Here is a 19,948-nt window from a genome sequence, read left to right as displayed (position 1 = left end):
ATCATAGCCAACCCGGCCGGCCTTTGCCTATCCGCTTACTTGACGCCCTCCAGTGCGTTCAGGATCTGGTAGGCGGCTTTTACCCTGACCGGGTTGGGATAGTTTTTGTTGGCCAGCATCACGATGCCGATTTTCTTCGCCGGCACGTAGACGACGTAAGCGCCGAAGCCACGGGTCGCCCCGGTTTTGTTGAACAGCGCATTCTTTTGCGGCGGCTGCGCGGGGTTGAATGGAGTGGTGATCTTGTGGGCCTCGTAGGCCATTTCCGAGGAATTACCCGTCACTAACTGCTCAAGTTTGATCGGGTAGGGGTAGAACTCCCATCCCAGCCCCTGGGTGGTCCCATCGATCTGGTAGTAGCCGCTCTGCGTCAGGTCGATGGCTTTGTGCAGCGGGGCTTCGAGGGTTTCCGGCTGGAGGTTGGCCTCGACAAAACGCAGCAGGTCGGTTGCGGTGGTCTTGATGCCGTAGGCTTCGGCATCCAGTGCGCCCGGGCCGACCCGGACGGATTGGTCATCCTGGGTGTAACCCTCGGCGTAATGGCCCATCTGTGCCGGCGGCACGTGGAGATAGGTGTGCTTCATGCCCAGCGCCGGCAGCAGGGTTCTTTCGATCAGTTCGTCGTAGGGTGCGCCGAGGCTTTTCGCGGCCACATAACCGAAGAGCCCCAGGCTCGGGTTCGAATACTGCCGATAGGTGCCGGCCGGATAGGTCGGTTTCCATTGCTTGAAGTAGTCGAGCATCTTGTCCTGGGCGTCGAACGCGTCCGGGAACTGCAGGGGCAGGCCACCTGCGGAGTAGGTGCCGAGTTGCAACACCGTGATGTTGTCGAAGGCGCTGCCTTGCAGCTCCGGCAGGTAGTGGCTGACCCGCTCCGACGGGACGAGCTTGCCCTGGGCCTGGGCATAGCCGGCGAGGGTGGCGGCGAAGGTCTTGCTGACCGAGCCGATCTCGAACAGGGTGTCATCGGTCACCGCTTGCCGATTGCTCTTCGAGGCCATTCCGTAGTTGAAGTGATATGGCTTCCCGTTCACCAGCACGGCCACCGCCATGCCGGGAATATTCTGCTCCTGCATGATCGGGGCGATAGCGGCGTCGACGATGGACTTGACGTCGGCCTGGGGCGTGTCCGCCGCGAAGCTGTTGCTGGCGCCGATCAGCAGGAGGGAGGTCACCAGGACTTCCAGTTTGGCAAGGTTCTTCTTGAACATGGTTCAAAGGCTCCCAATATGTTTCATTATGTTAACCGCTCGCCCAGGAGCGGTTTTTTGTGTCGAAAATACGCCGGTGCGATTATCCGGCTGCACTGACGAGTGGGGAAAATCCCCGATTTACGCGGCTTTCCGTGAGTTTCAGCGGCCCATGCAAATGCCAGGACGCCGAATGTAGTCAGTGGGCAGGAAATCGACAAACAATGAAATTTCGGATTAGCTATTAGAAAAATTAGGGGCTTGATCATGGTTCGACCGCACTTGCCGTTGAATGCGCTGCGCGCTTTCGAGGCGTCCGCGCGGCACCTGAGTTTCACCCGGGCGGCGATTGAACTGTGCGTGACCCAGGCCGCGGTGAGTCATCAGGTCAAGAGCCTTGAGCGCCAGTTGAAGGTGACGCTGTTCAAGCGCGTTGCCCGCGGACTGATGCTGACAGCCGAAGGCGAAAGCCTGTTGCCAGTGCTCAACGAGTCCTTCGACCGGATTGCCCAGACCCTGGGGCGGTTCGAGGGCGGGCATTATCGGGAGGTGCTCACGGTGGGTGCGGTGGGGACTTTTGCGCTGGGCTGGCTGTTACCGCGCCTGGCGGACTTTCGCGCCCGGCATCCCTTTATCGATTTGCGGCTGTCGACCCACAACAACCGCGTCGATGTGGCCGCCGAGGGCCTGGATTTCGCCATCCGCTTCGGCGCCGGGGCCTGGCACGGGGTAGAGGCGATGCACCTGCTGGAAACGCCCCTTTCAGTGCTGTGCACCGCGCCGATTGCCCGGCAACTCAAAGCCCCCGCCGATGTGCTGAAGCAGACGCTGCTGCGCTCTTATCGGACGGACGAGTGGCCGCGATGGTTTCAGGCAGCGGGCTTGCCGGACGAAGGGCGGGTACCGGAGAGCATCGTCTTCGATTCCTCGCTGGCGATGATGGAGGCGGCGCTTCAGGGGGCGGGTGTGGCGTTGGTGCCGGTGATGATGTTCGCCCGGCAATTGGAGGCGGAGCTTGTTCTACAACCCTTCGATGTCGAGATTGCCACGGGCAGCTACTGGCTGACGCGTTTGCAGTCGCGTCCTGAAACCTCGGCGATGGCGGCGTTCAGGAGTTGGCTGGGTGAGGCCGTGGCCACGCCTTGAGTCGCGCTCAGGCGTGAAGCAGGGCAATGGCGAAGGACACGACAACGGCGCAGGCAATGGCAAAATTGAGATTCATGGGGGCTTCGTCCGGGACTGTGGAGGCGGGCCTATCCTGGACGGATCGCGGGCAAATAAAAAATTCTGTTTTGCGATTTGAATGATCAATCGAAATGATGATTCAAACGCCGGGTTATATGTACGGCGAAGCGGGCAGGGCCGCAACGGGCTCCGGGCTCAGGCGGTTGTACATTTTGACCCGACGGTGGTTCTTGGCAAAACCGCCGGTTGCCGCCACTGTCCCGCTCTGGATATGGTCCAGATAGCGAAACAGCTGGCGCGGCGCAATGCACTCGACCCGGTAGCCGAGTTCGGTCATACGGTCTTGCAGTGCATAGCCGGGATTGCCGCCGTTCATATGGAAGTGCAGTCCATGGTGCTTGATAAGGCGTGCATTCCACAGCGTGCAAAAACTCTTCAGGTGCTTTTCCCGGAACGGCCTCGGCTCCCTGGCATTCATCCCCAGGGCGCGCAGGCCGCGTCGGGTGTAATGCTTGGCAAAGCGTGAGGTCAGGCGCCAGGCCGAGCGGATCACGCCCCGATTCAACTGCTCCATGCAGCCGACCGCGACGACGTCCTCCGGGGTCGAGCACTGCCGGATCATCAGGCCGAACACGTCCGGATCATGGATAAAGGTGTCGGTGTGCAGCAGAAACAGGTATTCGGTTTCGACTTCCGCCAGGGCCAGGTCCAGAGCTCGGCCATGGGCGGCGCTCCCGCATTCAGGGGCGCCACTTTTGCGCTCGATCAGGTTGATCCAGTCCAGGCTGTGCAAATACTCGAGGCTTGCGTCGTTCGAATCGTTATCCACCACGAATACCGGGACATCGGTTCCATGCAAGGCGGTCTTCAGCAATTCCAGACAAGTCCGCGTCAGCTCATGGGTCTTATAGTTGACTAGCACAATGCTGTAATTCGCTTGCAGGGGACGCGTGCGCACCATCATGGAAAGCCTCGCTTATGGGCCGATGTAAGTGCCTGGGAGGTCAGGCGTGGGCGCATTCTGCAAGGGGCCAGGTTTCAGGCGTTTCTCCGTTGGGTAACTTTTTTGACACCTGCCCGTACCATTGATTGTCAGGTGAAAGTCGGCAGTACGGGGGCCATCAGGTTCGCGACCTATACTCAAGGCAGGTGATGCCGGCGGCACGACCGTGCTTGAACCGGTTTTAGGGAGTTGCGACCTTGAGCCTGCGTGCGCTGATTGTTGCCTTGATGGTGCTGCTGGCCGGGTGTGCCGGCCATGAGCGCGCCTCTGAGGTCGCGGCAGCGGCTGCGGTTTCGCCGGGGATCTGGCAGCAAGTCGATGTCGATCTGATCCAGGCTTCCGAGCAAGCCACCGTGCAAGCGGACGCCTGGGCACGCAGTACCATGGAGTATTGGCGTACGCGGATCTATCAGCAGACTGACGAAAAATTCATCCCCTGGTTCGACGGTTACTGGACCCAGGAGTGGTTGTCGATCAAGGTCGGTTGGTACCGGCTCAATGACCAGGGCGAGCAGGATCCATCGGCCAAGCGTCTGGCGAGTTACCTGCAGGAGCAATATCGCGCGCGGGTGCTGGCCCCGGTGGCAGTGGAGATCGATCCCGACTCGATCATGGATCAGGCGGCGCAGTTCTATCTCGAACAGATGGGCAAGCAACTGGCGGTGATCGCCCAGCGGTATGGCGTACCGGCGGACCAGCTCGCCCAGCACATCAATCAGATTCCGGCGATCTCCCTGGCTCCGCCCGCCGACCACAATGCCTCACTCTATCAAGCGCTGCATGCCGCGCCGTTGAGTCAGTTGCCGGCCTATCTCGCCTTGAACGCGCGTACTCACCTGGGGGGAGGCGCAAATGACGGAACATCGAGTGCGGGGATCAATTCGGTCGCCCGGCAGACCAGCGAGAAGCTCCAGTCCGAGTTCACCAGCCGTGGGGTGGCCGGTGCGGTCGCGACGGCGGTCGGTCGGGTTGCCGGGGCGATGATTTCCCTCGGGGTCGCGGGTTTTCGCGCGATCGTCCACGAGCATGAGCAGCCGGATACCCGGGTGCGCATTCGCAAGACCCTGGGGGAGGCGTTCGACAAGGCGTGGCTCAAACTGGTGTCGGACCCGAGTGGCGGGGTGACGGCCACGACCCACTATCTGGCGGCCCAGATCGAAGGCTATCTGGCGACCGCGGTGGAGCAGCGGGTGCTGGTCGAGCCGCCAGCGAAAGTGACGCCGCATCCTTGATCAAGACGAGGAAAATTCAACACGGTCGGCGCTATAAGGTAGAGTCGGCGAGCACGCAGATGTAATTATTTGGAACTCGACCCCTTCATGCAAAAAAATGCTCAGCGCCCGCTTTGGCAGCTCTATCTGGTTTTTCTGGCACCCATGGTGCTTTCCAACTTCCTCCAGTCGCTTTCCGGTACGCTCAACAGCATCTATATCGGCCAGATGCTCGGCACCCAGGCATTGGCCTCGGTGTCGGGGATGTTTCCGATCGTATTCTTCTTTATTGCCCTGATCATCGGGTTGGGAGCGGGGGCCTCGGTATTGATAGGGCAAGCCTGGGGCGCCCGCGAGCCCGACTCGGTCAAGGCGGTAGCCGGCACGACGCTGGCGCTGGGCGTCCTGATCGGCTTGGTCGCGGCAGTGCTGGGCAGCGTGTTTGCGCGCCCGGCGCTGATCGGCTTGGGTACGCCCGCTGATGTGCTCGACGAGGCAGTCGGTTATGCCCAGGTGATGATGCTGATCATGCCGCTGTTGCTGGTCTTCGTGCTTTTTACCCAGTTGTTGCGGGGCATCAGCGATACGCTGTCGCCGCTGCTGGCCTTGGCGGTCTCCACCGCCACCGGCCTGCTCCTGACCCCGGCGCTGATTCGTGGCTGGCTCGGTTTGCCGCAGATGGGTATCAAGAGCGCTGCTGTGGCGGGGTTGCTGGGCACGGCATTGGCGATGGTTTTCCTGGCCTTGCGCCTGCGGCATAAAGCCAGTGTCATGGCCCCGGACTGGACATTGCTGAGGGCGATGCGCCTGGATTGGAGCATCTTGAGCAAAGTCCTGAAGATCGGCCTGCCCACGGGGTTGCAGATGGTGGTGTTATCGCTGTCCGAACTGGTGATCCTGTCCCTGGTCAACCATCACGGTTCCCAGGCGACGGCGGCGTATGGCGCGGTGACCCAGATCGTCAACTATGTGCAGTTCCCGGCGCTCTCGATTGCCATTACCGCTTCGATCCTGGGGGCCCAGGCCATTGGGGCCGGGCGTCTGGAGCGCCTGGGGCCGATTCTGCGCACGGGCTTGATGATCAACGCCTGCCTGACCGGTGCCCTGATTGTCCTGGGTTATATGTTGTCCCACTGGCTGCTGGGTTTGTTTATCACCGATTCGATCACCCGCGCCCAGGCCGAGCACCTGCTGCATATCATGCTCTGGAGCATTCTGGTGTTCGGTTTCCAGGCGGTGATCGGCGGCATCATGCGCGCCAGCGGCACGGTGCTGGCGCCGGTGTTTATCTCGATCTTCTGTATTGTCGGGATGGAGTTGCCGGTGGCCTACCTGCTCGATGCGCGTTTCGGGCTGGAAGGGGTGTGGATGGCGTTTCCGGTGGCCTACATCTGCATGCTGGTTTTGCAGAGCGCTTATTACAAGGTGGTGTGGCGGCACAAGCGGATTGAACGGTTGATTTGACAGGGCGCTCCGGCGACTGCCTCAGGCTCGCTGCAGTGACTCGCGATAGGCGTAGAGCCCCGGCGAGCCGCCGGTCATCACGAACAGCAGGTTGTCGCCGCTTTGGTAACGGCCGTCACGCAGGTCGGCGAGCAATCCGGCCAGGGCCTTGCCGGAATACACCGGATCGACCAGCAGCCCTTCGCTACGGGCCAGCAGGCGTACGGCTTCCAGCATGGCCTCGGTGGGCACGCCGTAAGCGCAACCCCTTTGGCTGCCGTTAACCTGTATCGATGCGCGTTCCAATGCGTGGGGATGTCCCAGCAAGTCGAGGGTGTCGCAAGTCAACTGCCAGGTTCGCTCGGCCGAGACGGTTTCTTCGGCCAGCACCGACCAGGACTTCACCAGCGCCGCGCCTCGGCCCAGCACCTCAAAGCCGGCTGCCAGCCCGGCATGGGTACCGGCACTGCCGTTAGCCACGAAGACTCGTTCGAAGTGCAGTCCCAATTGGGCCTCCTGCCGGGCAATTTCCTGGGCGCAACTCGCATACCCCAGGCTGCCGAGTGCCGTGGAGCCGCCGACAGGGATCACCAGGACCTTGCGTCCGGCCTCTTGCAACTGTGCTGCCCGTTGATTGGCAACGGCCAGTGAATCAGCTCCGGCGGGCAACAGATGCAATCTGGCGCCAAACAACTCGTCGAGCAGCCGATTGCCGTTGTATTCGTAATCGAGGCCGGAAACCGCTGTCGATTGTGTCAGCATCAGTTCGCAGTCCACTCCCAAGCGTGCGGCGGCCGCGGCGGTGAGCCGGGCATGATTGGATTGCAATCCGCCGACGGTGATCAGCGTGTCGATGTGCTGGTGCAAGGCCGCACCGAGGTGAAATTCAAGCTTGCGCAACTTGTTGCCGCCACCGCCCAGGGCCATGAAATCATCGCGTTTGAGATACAGGCCGATGCCTTTGGCCGCGGCTCCCAGCTGCTGTTCAAGGCGATACGCGCGCTGGATCGGCGTCGGGCCCTCAAGCAGTCGGGCGCGGGGGAAGGTGGCGAGGGTGTTGTCCAGCGAGGCGGTCATGGTCGGTCTCCCGTGAGTATGCCGTTCAGGGTAGGGGTCGACCGGGTGAGGATAAAGGCACCCTGCGTTCGTTGATTGCTAACCTTGGATTAGTAATCGATAAGGCCTCCGCTTGATTGACTTGCCGTTGTGGCCGGGCATGATGGCGAGCGTATTTTGCCCGGCCGAAGGTGGCAGTGATGAGCAAGCTCAGGCAAATGGAAGTGTTCGTTGCCGTGGTGGAGGCGGGGAGTTTTACCGAGGCGGCCCCGTTGCTGGGAATGTCGGCGGTGATGGTGGGGCGGCATATCCAGCAGTTGGAGCAGGTGCTCAAGGTGCGTCTGATCCAGCGCACCACCCGGCGCCAGACGGTGACCGCCGAAGGCCGGCTGTTCTATGACGAGGCCCGATTGGCACTCGAGCAGGTCGATGCCGCCTTTGCCCGTCTTGAGTCTTCCGCCGACAAACCCGGCGGCCTGCTGCGGATAACGGCGCCGATGACGCTCGGAGTCTCCTTCGTAGCGCCGCTGGTGGCGGCGTTTATGCGCGCCTTCGAGGATATTCAGGTCGAGCTGATCCTCGGCAACGAGATCATCGACCTGCAGGAACGTGCTTTCGACCTGGCGTTTCGGGTTTCGGAGGGGGTCGATATCAACCTGATGTCGGTTGCGTTGAACCCCTATCAAATGCTGATCTGCGCAGCGCCCGAGTATCTGCAACAGCACGGCACCCCGCTTGAACCCGCCGACCTCCATCGCCATCGCATCCTCGCCCACACCTCCTGGAACAACCGCTTTGCCTGGCCTTTGAGCGATGGCACGGAAGAGGTGCCATGGCCGGAAAAAGCCGTGTTGAAAAGCAATGACGGGCAGGTGTTGTTGCAAGCCGCGCTGGCCGGTAACGGTATCCTGATGCAGCCGGATTTCCTGCTGGCTCCGGCGATTGCCGAGGGGCGCCTGGTCCGTTTGCTGGACGCCTGCATCCCGGCGCCCAAGCCGGTGCATATGGTCTATCCGCGCTCCAGGACGCCGGTGCCCAAGCTGGACGCGTTCATCGGTTTTGTCCGCCGATGGGCCCGCCAGGAGTGACGGTTCTCGCTGGCATCAAGTGTTTGCCATGTCCCCCTGGCTCAGCGTGGTACCCGTAAAAAGTTGCGCATTGGTACTAGGTAAATACCGCTGGAGCGCCTACCTTGGTAAAGGCCTGCGCAGGCAGGAGTCTGCGTTGTTCCCCGCAAATAAAAACAAGAGAGTCGGCTTATGAAGTTTGAACCCCTTGCGCGTTCGCTCCTGGCGACGGCACTGATTCTGGCTATTTCCCCTGTTCATGCTGCTTCCCAGGCCCCGGTCGCGGGCGAAAATGGCATGGTCGTCACGGCGCAGCACCTGGCTACCCATGTCGGGGTCGACGTGCTCAAGTCCGGCGGCAACGCGGTCGATGCGGCGGTCGCCGTCGCTTATGCGCTGGCGGTGGTCTACCCGGCCGCCGGCAACCTCGGCGGTGGCGGCTTCATGACCGTGCAACTGGCCGACGGTCGCAAGACCTTTCTCGATTTCCGCGAAAAAGCGCCTCTGGCCGCCACGGCCAACATGTACCTGGACAAGGACGGCAACGTCGTCCCCAACCTGAGTTCGAAAGGCCATCTGGCGGTCGGCGTACCGGGTACCGTCTCGGGCATGGAACTGGCGCTGGAAAAGTACGGTACGAAAAAACGCGCTCAGGTCATGGCTCCGGCCATCAAGCTGGCCGACGAGGGCTTTGTGCTGGAGCAGGGCGATATCGACCTGTTGCACACCGCCACTGACGAGTTCAAGAGAGACATTCACGATTCGGGCTCGATCTTCCTGAACAAGGGCGAACCGATGCAGGTCGGCCAGAAGCTGGTGCAGAAAGACCTGGCCAAGACCCTCAGGGAAATCTCCGCCAAGGGCACCGACGGCTTCTACAAGGGCTGGGTCGGCAAGGCCATCGTCGATTCGAGCAAGGCCGGCAAGGGCATCATCACCCAGGCCGACCTCGACAAATACAAGACCCGCGAGCTGGCCCCCATCGAGTGCGACTACCGTGGCTACCACGTCGTTTCGGCGCCACCGCCGAGCTCGGGTGGTGTGGTGATCTGCGAGATCATGAACATCCTCGAAGGCTATCCGATGGCGGACCTGGGTTATCACTCGGCCCAGGGCGTGCACTATCAGATCGAGGCCATGCGGCACGCCTACGTCGACCGCAACAGCTACCTGGGTGATCCCGATTTCATCAAGAACCCTGTAGCGCACCTGTTGGACAAGGGCTACGCCGAGAAACTTCGGGCGGCCATCGAACCGCAGAAGGCCGGGATCTCCAAGGACATCAACCCTGGCGTGGCACCTCATGAGGGCAACAACACCACCCATTACTCGATCGTCGATAAATGGGGCAACGCGGTATCGGTGACCTACACCCTCAACGACTGGTTCGGTGCTGGCGTCATGGCAAGCAAGACCGGGGTCATCCTCAATGACGAGATGGACGACTTCACCTCCAAGGTCGGTGTGCCGAACATGTACGGCCTGGTGCAGGGTGAGGCCAATGCCATTGCCCCGGGCAAGACACCGTTGTCATCGATGAGTCCGACCATTGTCACCAAGGACGGCAAGACGGTCATGGTGGTGGGGACGCCTGGCGGCAGTCGGATTATCACTGCAACCCTGCTGACCATCCTCAATGTCATCGACTACAAGATGAACATCCAGGAAGCGGTGGACGCGCCGCGTTTCCACCAGCAATGGCTGCCGGAGGAGACCAACATCGAGGCCTTTGCCTTGAGCCCGGACACTCAGAAGATTCTTGAAGGCTGGGGTCACAAGTTTGCCGGTCCTCAGCCGTCGAATCACCTGGCGGCGATCCTGGTCGGCGCTCCGTCCCTCGATGGCAAGCCGGTAGGCAACAACCGCTTCTACGGCGCGAATGATCCGCGTCGTAATACGGGGCTGTCGTTGGGTTATTGAGGCTGAAATGAACAAGGGCACCTTTCGGTGCCCTTGTCTATTGGCTAGAGGCCTTTGGCCTTGGGGATATAAGCCACGCTGCCACTCTCTTTCTTCTTGGCCAGCCGCGCACCATTGGTGAGCTCGGTGTTGACCACATCATGGTCAACTGAGAGGTAGCTCAACGGCACCTCGTCGTGCTTGCTGTAGCTGGTGACGATCAGGGTACGTGACGGATCCCAGCGCTGACCGCTGGTTTTCTCCAGCCAGGCCATGAACGCAGCGCTGTCACCGGTACGCGGGTAGTCCTGGGAATCCTTGATGTAGTAGAACGGTGCGCCCTGGTTGTTCATGTACATCGGCAGCTTGTTGTCCACCTCGATCATGACGATTTTCCATTCGTCCCAAGGCATTTGCTGGCTGGCCTTGGCGCGTACGTCGTCGGCGAACTTGGTCACGCCGCCGCCGCTGTTGGTCCACGGGTAGAGCACGCCGATCACCAGCAGCAGGAGCAGCGCCGCCGCCGCGAAGCCTTTCGACCAGCCGGGGCCCGCGACCTTGCCGGCCGCACGCTTCTCTTCCAGGCGTCGGGTCACCCACCAGGCCGCCAGCAACTGGGCGAATGGCACCAGGGGCAGCACGTAGTAGCTACGACGACTGCCGCTGAGGGTGAAGAACAGGAACAGCAGTCCCAGTCCCCAGACCAGCCAGCGGGTGTTGGGCTCGATCTTCTTCCATTGGCGGATGGCGACCCACAGGCCGAGGATCCAGAACGGTGCCCAGGGCAGGGTGTAGGCCGGCAGGTAGATCAGGTAGGTGTAGATCGGCCCCATATGGTCGAAGGGATTGAAGAAACGGACCACGTTTTCCTTGAACACCAGCGCCAGGCCGCTTTCGCCATAGGTCGGCGAGCCATAGAAATGCGACAGCACGAAAGGAATGGCGTACAGCGCGCCGGCAATCGCCAGGGCGACGAACAGCCGTGGGTTGAGGTGGCGTTTCCAGCGCCCGTCAGCCAGCACGTGGGGTAGCAGGATCAGGCCCGGCAGGATGAAACCGATCAGCCCCTTGAGCAGGGAAGTCAGGGCCAGGATCAGGAAAAACACCGTGTAGCGGCCCAGCCGGGTATCGTCCGGCCCGCGCCAGTACCACCAGATGGCCGCGACCACACCGAACACCGTGAGGATATCGGCGGTTGCCACCCGTGCCCAGAACACGAAATAGAAGGTGGTCGCCAGCATCCAGCCGGCGATCAGGCCGGTGCCCTTGCGCCACAGGCGCTCGCCGATCAGGTAGACCAGCCAGACCGTCAGCCAGGCAGCAATCACCGACGACAGGCGCAGCGACCAATTGCCCAGGCCGCCCATCAGGCCGGCGCTGGCGGTGATCAGCCAGTAGGACGGCAGCGGTTTGTCGTAATAAGGCGAGCCCTTGAGGTAGGGGTCGAAGTAGTTGCCCGACTGCAGCATCTGCAGGGCGATGTTGGCCCAGCGCGTTTCCGCGCCCCACAACTCGCGTTGGCCCAGGCCCACCAGCAGCAGGACGGCCGATACGATAAGCAGAAGCGTCAGTGCGCCTTTGTCAGTTTTCCAGAAACTCTGATTCATGGTTGGGTCTGCGGGAAGATCATGATGATGGTATTACCCTTTTGATAACGCTTGCCGTCCAGTGGGAGCTGCTCGACTTCGCGCATTTCGTCTACGCTCTTGACGCGTAGCACTACACCGACCGAACCCTGTTTACGGGCTTCAGTCATCCATTGTTCGACGTTGGCGGAGTTGACCTGCCGCTCGGCGGCATCAGGATAGTCGAGACCGTACTTCAATTCACCCGCTGTGTTGAACAAATCCACCCGCGGGCGTTGCAGGCGCCAGGCCAGGGAGGAGGCGGCGCCCAGCTCATTGCTCAGCAGACGGTTGGTCTGGCGCAATTCATTGACATGTTCTGCAATAAATTGGTCCGGCATCTGGCTGTTGACGATGCTGGCCGGCATGCCCGCCGGCAGCAGCGCCACCAGCAAGCCGATCCCCAGCGCCGGCATGGCCCAAAGGGTGAGCGGACGTAGCGCTTGCAGGGCGTTGGCGATGATCCAGCCCATCAACATGATGAACACCAGCGAGAGATTGAAGACTTCCGCATGGCTGTTGGCGTAGATCGAACGGCTGGTTTGCAGGTAGATCAGGGCGACCATGGCCACCACGCCGAGGGCCAGGTTGAGCCAGCCATTGAGCCGCAGCATCCGGCCTTCGGCGCGGGTCACCCGATCGATCAGCGCATTGCCCATCATCAGCGCCAGCGGCAACAGGCACGGCATGATGTAGGTCGGCAGTTTGCCTCGGCTCAGGCTGAAAAAGGCCAGGGGCAAGAGGAACCACAGCCACAGGAAGCCGGTACCGGGCAGGCGCTTTTGCTCCCAGGCCTGTTTGAACGTCGGTATCAGCAGCACCGACCACGGCAGGCAAGATGCCACCAGCAGCGGCAGGTAGAACCACCAGGGCCGGGCGTGCTGGGCGTTGTCGCCGGCGAAACGCTGGATATGTTCGTGCCAGAAGAAGAAATTCCAGTAGTCGGGCTCCTGGGCATTGACCGCCAGCACCCAGGGCAGCGCGATGATCACCGCCACGATCACGGCCAGCGGGCCATAACGCAACAGCTCACCGAGGCGGCGTTGCCAGATCATATAGGGCAGGGCGATCAGTACCGGCAGCAGCAGGGCGAGGAAACCCTTGGTCAGGAAACCCATGCCGCAGGCCAGGCCCAGGCCGGCCCAGGCGTACAGGCGCTGGCGTTGTTCCTTGCTGTCGACCGCGAACCAGAACGCGAACAGGCTCAGGTTCGACCACAGGGTGAATTGCGGGTCGAGGTTGGCGTAGCTGGCTTGCCCGGCGATCAGGCCGAAGCTCATGAACAGCAGGGCCGAAGCGAAGCTCTTGCGCGGGTCGTTCCACAGGCGCCGGGCGATCAGATACGTCAAGAGTACGCTGAGGCCGGTGGCCACGGCTGATGCCACGCGAACGCCGAAAAAATTCTGGCCAAATATGGCCTGGCCGATGGCGATCATCCAGTAGCCGGCAATGGGTTTTTCGAAGTAGCGCAGGCCCATGAAATGCGGGGAGGTCCAGTTGCCGCTTAACAACATCTCCTGGCTGATCTGGGCGTAGCGTGGTTCGTCGGGGATCCACAGGCCGTGGCCCATCATGGGCAACAGGTAGAACACCGCGAAGGCCAGCAGCAGCACCGGCACGGACCAGCGCCTGAGCGTCGCGGCGGAAAGTGGAAACACGTGAGGGTTCATGGGTCGACCTTAGCGGTAAGCGCCGCAGCTAGGGTTTGAGCGGGGCAGGCACAATGCATGGACTTGATGGCCCGATCCAGGGTTTCGATGTTTAAAACTGTAAAGGATAGACAAGGCCGCGTGTGGGCAGGGGGGGAATGTAGAGAGGCGCAGGTGGGAGTGAAGTGAAAGCGTTGTGAAAAAATCGGAAATATCGCTGGAAGCCCCGTATTAGCGGGGTTTCATAAACATTTTGACATACTTTATTGGGCGATCATTGAGCTGGCAGGAGCGAGCGGCGTCGCTCCTGCCGTGAGCCATTCCAGGGGCCGGGGCTGGCCTTACTCGCCGCGAATATATTGTTCCAGTTGGCGGATCAGGTCGGCCTGTTCGGCAATGGCCTCTTTCACCAGGTCACCGATGGATAGCAGGCCGATCAGTTGCCCGTCCTCGACCACCGGAAGATGGCGCAGATGCTTGTCGGTCATGATGCTCATGCAGGTTTCCACGTTCTGGCGTGAATCCACGCTGATCACTGGGGCATTCATGATCTCGTGGACCTTGGTGGTGACCGAACTGAGCCCGTGCAGGATCACTTTGCGGGCGTAGTCGCGTTCACTGATGATGCCCACGACCTGGCCGTTTTCGAGTACCGGAAGGGCGCCGACATTTTTCGAGGCCATCAGTATCAAGGCTTCGAACACAGTATGGTCGTGGGCGATGGTATGCACGCCCTGATGCTGGCTACCCTTGAGTTTCAACAGCTCTGCGACGGTTTTCATGGACGGCTCTCTCTTGCTGTTCTTAGTGTTCTTGTTTGGGAGGGCCACACTCCATCGTGGCGCTCTTACAGAATCGTAGACGGATACCGCGAAGACGATGCGGAAAGCGGCCTGTAGAGGCTGAAAAAACGTCATTGCCCGATTTTTTGCCGCAGATGACCGCCGTTCACTGAGTCAAGCGCCTTAATCGGCCGATCGCAAGGGAATAAAGCGGTAGTGTCCTGTACCCGATTGAGTGACTGCCGCGCCATGGGCGAGCAGTGCCCGGGTGCTGTTTTCATCGGCCAGATGAAAAGCCCAGTGCTGTTCAGTGGAACCGAGCGTCCGATCTCCGCGAACCTCGTCGATGGCGCTCATGAACGCCTGCATGTCGGGCAGGTAGGTAGCGAAGCCGTTGCCCTTGAGGGCGGTCGTGCTGATGCCGAGGCGGGCACAGATGGCTGCCTTGGCGCCGATATCCTCACGGTCGGCCTGGCGCGAGCGCTCGATCAGTTCGGCCAGTTCCTGGTCGACCAGTTGCCCACCGACGATCAGGTCCGGGCCTTGCTCCCAGGATTCGGGCGGACAGTCCTTGCGGTCTGTGCGCAACGGGATATGCGGATTGATCTCCGCCGGATAGATGCGGCAGACCAGCGGGCGCCGCTCGTAGATACCGCAGCGGTTGTCGGCATCGAGATTGCGGCACGGCCCGTTGTTGTAGGCGGCGAACGTGACGGCCAGCCAGGCCTGGGTTGTTCCGCTGGGAACCAGGATCGAACGGCGCCGGGCGTGTTCGAATTGTGCTTCGGCCACCCCGTGGCCGTTTTCCAGGAACGCTTCTACCAGCACGATCACCGTGCCGCCGTCCGCCGCCCATTGGCGGGACTCCTCGAGCGTCAACGGGACGTAATGGTCATTGCAGCATTTGCCGCAGCCCACGCAGGAAAATCGTGTGTTGATCAACTCGCCACCTCACCCAGCTCTTTTTGAACCGACGCGCAAGCGCCGGCCCCCGTGGTTGCACGGAGTTTGATCTGTGGAGGGGGCGAGTAGCTTTTTTGTTACAGGGTTGGCGAAATAAACTCAGTGGTTGGGATTCAGTTGCTTCCAGTCCAGGCCAAATCGAGCCAGGTATTTGCGCAGTCGGTCGGCGTCGTTAGGATTGGCCTTGTTCTGGCGGGAGGCGTTGAATAGTTGACGGCCGGCATCCGACAGGCTGCTGGCTCTGCGACACACGTCAATCACGGCATTGAGCTGCAAGCGATCAAACAGATCGACTTCCGGGGTGTTTTCGCCAAATAGCTGATCCAGGGCGTCTTGCGGTTCAGCCAGACCCCAGGCCCGGCGCAGGCGTTCTATTTCCTCCTCGACCTGGATTTCATCAATGCGACCGCTGTCTGCCAGGGTGGCCATTCTGGTGATCGACGCCGATAACTCTCGGAAGTTGCCGAGCCAGCTCGCTTCGCTGGAACTGGCGAATGTCAGATAGCGACGCCGTGCTTCAGCGTTGAAGCGCGCCAGATGGCCCTGTTCCCGAGCGTGGCGCTCCAGTTCGAAGTCCAGATTCGGCTCGATGTCTTCGCGCCTGCCCGCGAGGCCTGGCAGGTCGAAGGTCCACAGGTTGATTCGGGCGTACAAGTCTTCGCGAAACAGGCCTTCGGCTACACGACTGCGCAGATCCCGGTGGGTGCCGGCGATGATCAGGAAGTCGCTTTCGACTTCCTTGTCGGAACCGAGGGGGAAGAAGCGCTTTTCCTCGACGGCCTTGAGCAGCATCGCCTGCTCGTCCAGGCCCAGCTCGCCGATCTCGTCCAGGAACAACAGGCCGGTGTCGGCCGCCCGTAATAGGCCTTCGCGACTGTTTTGCGCGCCGGTGAATGCGCCCTTGATATGGCCGAACAACGCCGACATGGCGCCGTCGCCGCGCAGGGTGGCGCAGTTGACCTCGACAAACCGCCCCTGAACCTGGTGCCGGCTGCGCTTGAGTTCATAGATGCGCCGGGCGAGAAAGGACTTGCCCGCGCCGGTCGGCCCGATCAGTAGCATCGGCGCACGTGAGCGTACGGCTACGCGCTCGATCTGCTCGATAGTGCGATTGAAGTCGGCATTGCGGGTGGCAATCCCGGACTTCAGAAATGCCAGTCCCTCAAGACGCTTGTGGGTAAAGCGTGTGGCGATCCGGTCATAACGCGACAGGTCCAGGTCGATCAGTGCGTGAGTGCCGGTGACCCGTGCTTCTTCATCCAGGCGTCGGGCGGGGGAGGTCTGGATCAGCCGCGCCGGCAGATAGCGCGCTTCGGTGAGCAGGAACCAGCAGATCTGCGCCACGTGGGTACCGGTAGTGATATGCACGAGGTACTCCTCATGCTCGGTATCGAAATGGTAGTCGGTGGTGAAGTCATGCAGCGTTGCGTACACCTCTTCGAAATCCCAGGGATTGCGCAAGGTCATGGGGTGCAGGCGCACTTCGGTTTCCGGCGATACCTGGCGAATGTCGTGGCTGACCCGTTCAGCCAGGCTTACATCCCGGGCGTCGGTGCCGTGGATCAGTTCGAAGCGGTGCACCAGCAAGTCAGGCTGCTGGCACAAGCCCACACTCGGTCGCCAGTGACCCCAGCGGTTGGCGCCCTTGCCGACGCGATCGAGAGTGGAGCCGATAAAACCGATGGTGACCGTACGCTTGATGGGCATGTTTATCTTTCAGGATAAATGGCGATATAAAATAATAAATAAAAAAGGCTTTTTTGTCTGGTTCAAAAAACTGTTTTTGATAGAGGTATAAAAAATTACTTATAAATCATATGTTTATAATTATTTTTGGCGGAAATAAAAAACTGGCACAGCGTCTGCAGTACCTCTGGCAACAAACAAGACAGCAGAGCGAGATGCCAAGATGGCCAATACCCAACTGTTTCATGCTCGTGCCATGCCGGCAGCGTGCGACACACTGAATGCTTCCCAGGCCCCGGCGTATGCCTACACCGCTCGCCATGCCCTGGCACAGTTGGCCGTCACCGGTTGCCTGAACTCAACCTTCTATGCCAGCGCGGAAAGCCAACTGGACGAAGTCCTGAAGCGGGTGACCGAACTTGATAGCGTCTTTGTCGCCAAGGCAGCGATTTATGCCCGCCAGAAAGGGCACATGAAAGACATGCCGGCGTTGCTCCTGGCGGCCCTGGCAGCTCAACACTCGACAATGCTGCCGGTGGTGTTCGCACAGGTGGTGGACAGCGGCAAAATGTTGCGCAATTTCGTACAGATCCTGCGCAGCGGTGTCACCGGGCGCAAGTCGCTGGGCTCGCAGCCCAAGCGATTGGTACAGGAGTGGCTGAACACGGCCAGCGAGCAGCAGTTACTGCAAGCATCAGTGGGTAATCAGCCCTCGCTGGCGGATGTGCTCAAGATGGTTCATCCCAAGCCAAGTGAAGCCTGGCGCGGAGCATTCTTTGCCTGGGTCCTCGGCAAGCCCGTGGCAATCGACACCTTGCCACCGTTGACTCGCTCGCTGCTGGAGTTTCGCGGCGGTGCGACCCGGCAACTGCCTCAGGTGCCGTTCCAGTTGCTTGGCAACGAGACGCTGGACAAGCACCAGTGGGCTGCGCTGGCCATGAGCATGGGCTGGCAGGCTTTGCGGATGAACCTGAACACATTGGCTCGCCACGGTGCCTTTGAGGTCCAGGGTTGTGCCACAGCTGTTGCGGCGCGACTGGCGGACCCGGAGGCCGTGGCCAAGGCGAGGGTTTATCCATACCAGTTGCTCGCGGCCTACCAGATGACCGGCGCCGAAGTGCCGCAGGTGATCCGTGAGGCATTGCAGGATGCGTTGGAGCTGTCCCTGGGCAATGTCCCGGTGTTGCGGGGCTCGGTGGTGATCTGCCCGGATGTCTCGGGTTCGATGCACAACCCGGTCACCGGCTATCGCCAGGGGGCGACCACGGCTGTGCGTTGCATCGATGTGGCGGCACTGATCGCGGCGGCCATATTGCGCAAGACACCGGAGGCGAGGGTGATGCCGTTCGAGAACGAGGTGGTGAAGGTGCGGCTCAATCCACGGGACAGTGTGATGAGCAATGCCCAGAAGCTCGCCGCCATCGGTGGCGGGGGCACCTGTTGCTCGGCACCGCTGGCGCAGTTGGCTGATGAAAGGGCCTGGGTGGACACCTTGATTCTGGTGTCGGATAACGAGTCCTGGATGGATGAACGACGTTATGGCGCTACGGAAACGATGCGGCAATGGGAGCGTATCCGCCAGGTAAATCCGAATGCGCAGTTGATCTGTATCGACATGCAGCCCGGTGTGACCACCCAGGCACCGGACCGGCCAGACATCTTGAATGTCGGCGGTTTCAGTGACGCGGTGTTCGATGTCATCAGCCAGTTCACCGAGGGCTCCTACGGGGCGCGGCACTGGGTGAAGGTGATTGACGCCATGTCGATATGACAAGCTTTGATTGATGGTTTTACTCCGGCGAATGCCGGTGGAACTACAGTACGCCGTGGTGGTGGGTTCGATTCCCGCTTGCCGCAAGGTAATAGCTCAGTGGTCAGAGCGCGGTGCCTGTTTCACCCCTTTGTTGTCGCCGTTAACCCAGGACAAGGCCAGTGTTTTGGCCATCAGGAAATGAAGAATATGCAAGACCAGACCTACACCTTGCTCGAAGTCGCCAACGGCAAGCCGATCAAACTCTGGACCCAGGGCGTCCCGGTCGAGCCAGAGGCCCGTGAGCAACTGATGAATACGGCAAAGATGCCGTTCATCTTCAAACATATGGCGGTGATGCCGGACGTGCACCTGGGCAAGGGCTCGACCATTGGCAGTGTGATCCCCACGATGGGTGCGATCATCCCGGCGGCGGTCGGCGTTGATATTGGCTGCGGCATGATTGCCGCCTGCACCTCGCTGACCGCCAGTGATCTGCCGGACAACCTGCACGGTTTGCGTACGGCCATCGAGCGGGCAGTGCCCCATGGGCGTAGCGGTACTCGCGGCGGTCGAGATAAGGGCGCCTGGGATCATGTTCCGAGCGCGGCTGATCTGGCGTGGTCGGCGCTGGAGTCGCGGTTCAAGGCGATCACCGACAAGTATCCCAAGCTTGCGAAGAGCAATAGCCGCAGCCACCTGGGGACGCTGGGTTCAGGCAATCACTTCATCGAAGTCTGTCTGGATGAGGCGAACCGCGTCTGGTTCATGTTGCACAGCGGTTCGCGTGGCGTCGGCAACGCCATCGGCAACTTGTTCATCGAGATGGCTCGGGCCGATATGCGCGAGCATATCGCCAACCTGCCGGATCGGGACCTGGCGTACTTTGAAGAGGGCAGCCAGCATTTCGACGATTATGTCGAAGCCGTCGGCTGGGCCCAGGATTTCGCCCGGCAGAACCGTGCACTGATGATGCAGGCAGTGATCGCGGCGACACGCCAGGTGATCAGCAAGCCCTTTGATGTAGCGCTGGAGGCGGTGAACTGCCATCACAACTATGTGCAGAAGGAGCGGCACTTCGGTGAAGAGGTTCTGGTGACCCGCAAGGGGGCGGTGTCGGCGAAGAAGGGCGAACTGGGGATCATTCCAGGTTCCATGGGGGCCAAGAGCTTCATTGTGCGCGGGCTGGGCAACGAAGAGTCGTTTTGCTCCTGCAGCCATGGCGCCGGACGGACGATGAGCCGCACCCGGGCCAAGCAACTGTTCACCGTCGAGGACCAGATCCGGGCAACGGCCCACGTGGAGTGCCGCAAGGACGCGGCGGTGATCGATGAGATTCCGATGGCCTACAAGGACATTGACCAGGTCATGCACGCCCAGCGCGAGTTGGTGGAAGTGCTGCACACCTTGCGGCAGGTGGTGTGTGTAAAGGGATAGAG

General features: G+C 60.9%; 15 protein-coding genes. 7 read left to right on the top strand and 8 right to left on the bottom strand.

Annotation, left to right across the window (positions count from 1 at the left end):
• Window positions 1-35 precede the first annotated feature (35 nt).
• A complete protein-coding gene (ampC, locus tag M5C71_RS06165) occupies window positions 36-1,211 on the bottom strand; it encodes a class C beta-lactamase (RefSeq protein ID WP_248747893.1) in 1,176 nt (391 codons plus the stop codon).
• A gap of 246 nt (window positions 1,212-1,457) precedes the next feature.
• On the opposite strand from ampC, the gene M5C71_RS06160 reads away from it, so the two are divergent.
• Window positions 1,458-2,336: a LysR family transcriptional regulator gene (locus M5C71_RS06160; protein ID WP_248767463.1), complete on the top strand. Its 879-nt coding sequence runs from the start codon at window positions 1,458-1,460 to the stop codon at window positions 2,334-2,336.
• 190 nt (window positions 2,337-2,526) lie between these two features.
• On the opposite strand, the gene M5C71_RS06155 is transcribed toward M5C71_RS06160, so the two are convergent.
• Entirely contained in the window at window positions 2,527-3,339 is an 813-nt protein-coding gene (locus M5C71_RS06155) for a glycosyltransferase (protein ID WP_248767462.1), read from the bottom strand.
• A gap of 236 nt (window positions 3,340-3,575) precedes the next feature.
• Between M5C71_RS06155 and M5C71_RS06150 the strand changes: the two genes are divergently transcribed.
• Window positions 3,576-4,610 carry a hypothetical protein gene (locus M5C71_RS06150; RefSeq protein WP_248767461.1) on the top strand — a complete coding sequence of 345 codons (1,035 nt, stop codon included), beginning with the start codon at window positions 3,576-3,578 and terminating at the stop codon, window positions 4,608-4,610.
• A gap of 87 nt (window positions 4,611-4,697) precedes the next feature.
• Window positions 4,698-6,053: an MATE family efflux transporter gene (locus M5C71_RS06145; protein ID WP_248767460.1), complete on the top strand. Its 1,356-nt coding sequence runs from the start codon at window positions 4,698-4,700 to the stop codon at window positions 6,051-6,053.
• A gap of 21 nt (window positions 6,054-6,074) precedes the next feature.
• On the opposite strand, the gene M5C71_RS06140 is transcribed toward M5C71_RS06145, so the two are convergent.
• The gene (locus M5C71_RS06140) at window positions 6,075-7,109 is read right to left on the bottom strand and encodes a D-cysteine desulfhydrase family protein (protein WP_248767459.1); all 1,035 of its coding nucleotides are present in this window, start codon (window positions 7,107-7,109) and stop codon (window positions 6,075-6,077) included.
• Window positions 7,110-7,288: 179 nt separating this feature from the next.
• Between M5C71_RS06140 and M5C71_RS06135 the strand changes: the two genes are divergently transcribed.
• Together M5C71_RS06135 and ggt are read left to right on the top strand one after the other, a co-directional pair.
• A complete protein-coding gene (locus M5C71_RS06135) occupies window positions 7,289-8,176 on the top strand; it encodes a LysR family transcriptional regulator (protein ID WP_152742261.1) in 888 nt (295 codons plus the stop codon).
• A gap of 171 nt (window positions 8,177-8,347) precedes the next feature.
• Window positions 8,348-10,075, top strand: a complete 1,728-nt coding sequence (gene ggt, locus M5C71_RS06130; protein WP_248767458.1) for a gamma-glutamyltransferase — start codon at window positions 8,348-8,350, stop codon at window positions 10,073-10,075.
• 44 nt (window positions 10,076-10,119) lie between these two features.
• On the opposite strand, the gene M5C71_RS06125 is transcribed toward ggt, so the two are convergent.
• From M5C71_RS06125 to rtcR, 5 genes are all read right to left on the bottom strand, one after another.
• Window positions 10,120-11,661, bottom strand: a complete 1,542-nt coding sequence (locus M5C71_RS06125; RefSeq protein WP_248767457.1) for a glycosyltransferase family 39 protein — start codon at window positions 11,659-11,661, stop codon at window positions 10,120-10,122.
• Entirely contained in the window at window positions 11,658-13,349 is a 1,692-nt protein-coding gene (gene arnT / locus M5C71_RS06120; RefSeq protein ID WP_248767456.1) for a lipid IV(A) 4-amino-4-deoxy-L-arabinosyltransferase, read from the bottom strand. Before arnT ends, M5C71_RS06125 begins: the two co-directional genes overlap by 4 nt.
• Before the next feature lie 320 nt (window positions 13,350-13,669).
• Window positions 13,670-14,110, bottom strand: coding sequence for a CBS domain-containing protein (locus tag M5C71_RS06115; protein WP_103495197.1), 441 nt, complete (start codon window positions 14,108-14,110; stop codon window positions 13,670-13,672).
• Window positions 14,111-14,293: 183 nt separating this feature from the next.
• Window positions 14,294-15,049: a YkgJ family cysteine cluster protein gene (locus tag M5C71_RS06110; protein ID WP_248767491.1), complete on the bottom strand. Its 756-nt coding sequence runs from the start codon at window positions 15,047-15,049 to the stop codon at window positions 14,294-14,296.
• 123 nt (window positions 15,050-15,172) lie between these two features.
• A complete protein-coding gene (gene rtcR, locus M5C71_RS06105) occupies window positions 15,173-16,774 on the bottom strand; it encodes an RNA repair transcriptional activator RtcR (protein ID WP_178130046.1) in 1,602 nt (533 codons plus the stop codon).
• A gap of 208 nt (window positions 16,775-16,982) precedes the next feature.
• On the opposite strand from rtcR, the gene M5C71_RS06100 reads away from it, so the two are divergent.
• Both M5C71_RS06100 and M5C71_RS06095 read left to right on the top strand, forming a co-directional pair.
• Window positions 16,983-18,530: a TROVE domain-containing protein gene (locus M5C71_RS06100; RefSeq protein WP_103495195.1), complete on the top strand. Its 1,548-nt coding sequence runs from the start codon at window positions 16,983-16,985 to the stop codon at window positions 18,528-18,530.
• Between the two features lie 180 nt (window positions 18,531-18,710).
• Window positions 18,711-19,946 (top strand): RtcB family protein, encoded by a 1,236-nt coding sequence (locus tag M5C71_RS06095; protein ID WP_178130043.1) that lies wholly within the window; start codon window positions 18,711-18,713, stop codon window positions 19,944-19,946.
• Window positions 19,947-19,948: the final 2 nt, after the last annotated feature.

Source organism: Pseudomonas sp. MWU12-2345, from assembly GCF_023242385.1.
In the GTDB taxonomy this organism is placed as follows: domain Bacteria; phylum Pseudomonadota; class Gammaproteobacteria; order Pseudomonadales; family Pseudomonadaceae; genus Aquipseudomonas; species Aquipseudomonas gingeri_D.
Note: the sequence above shows the minus strand (reverse complement) of the source record. Positions and strands in the feature narration are given on the sequence as shown.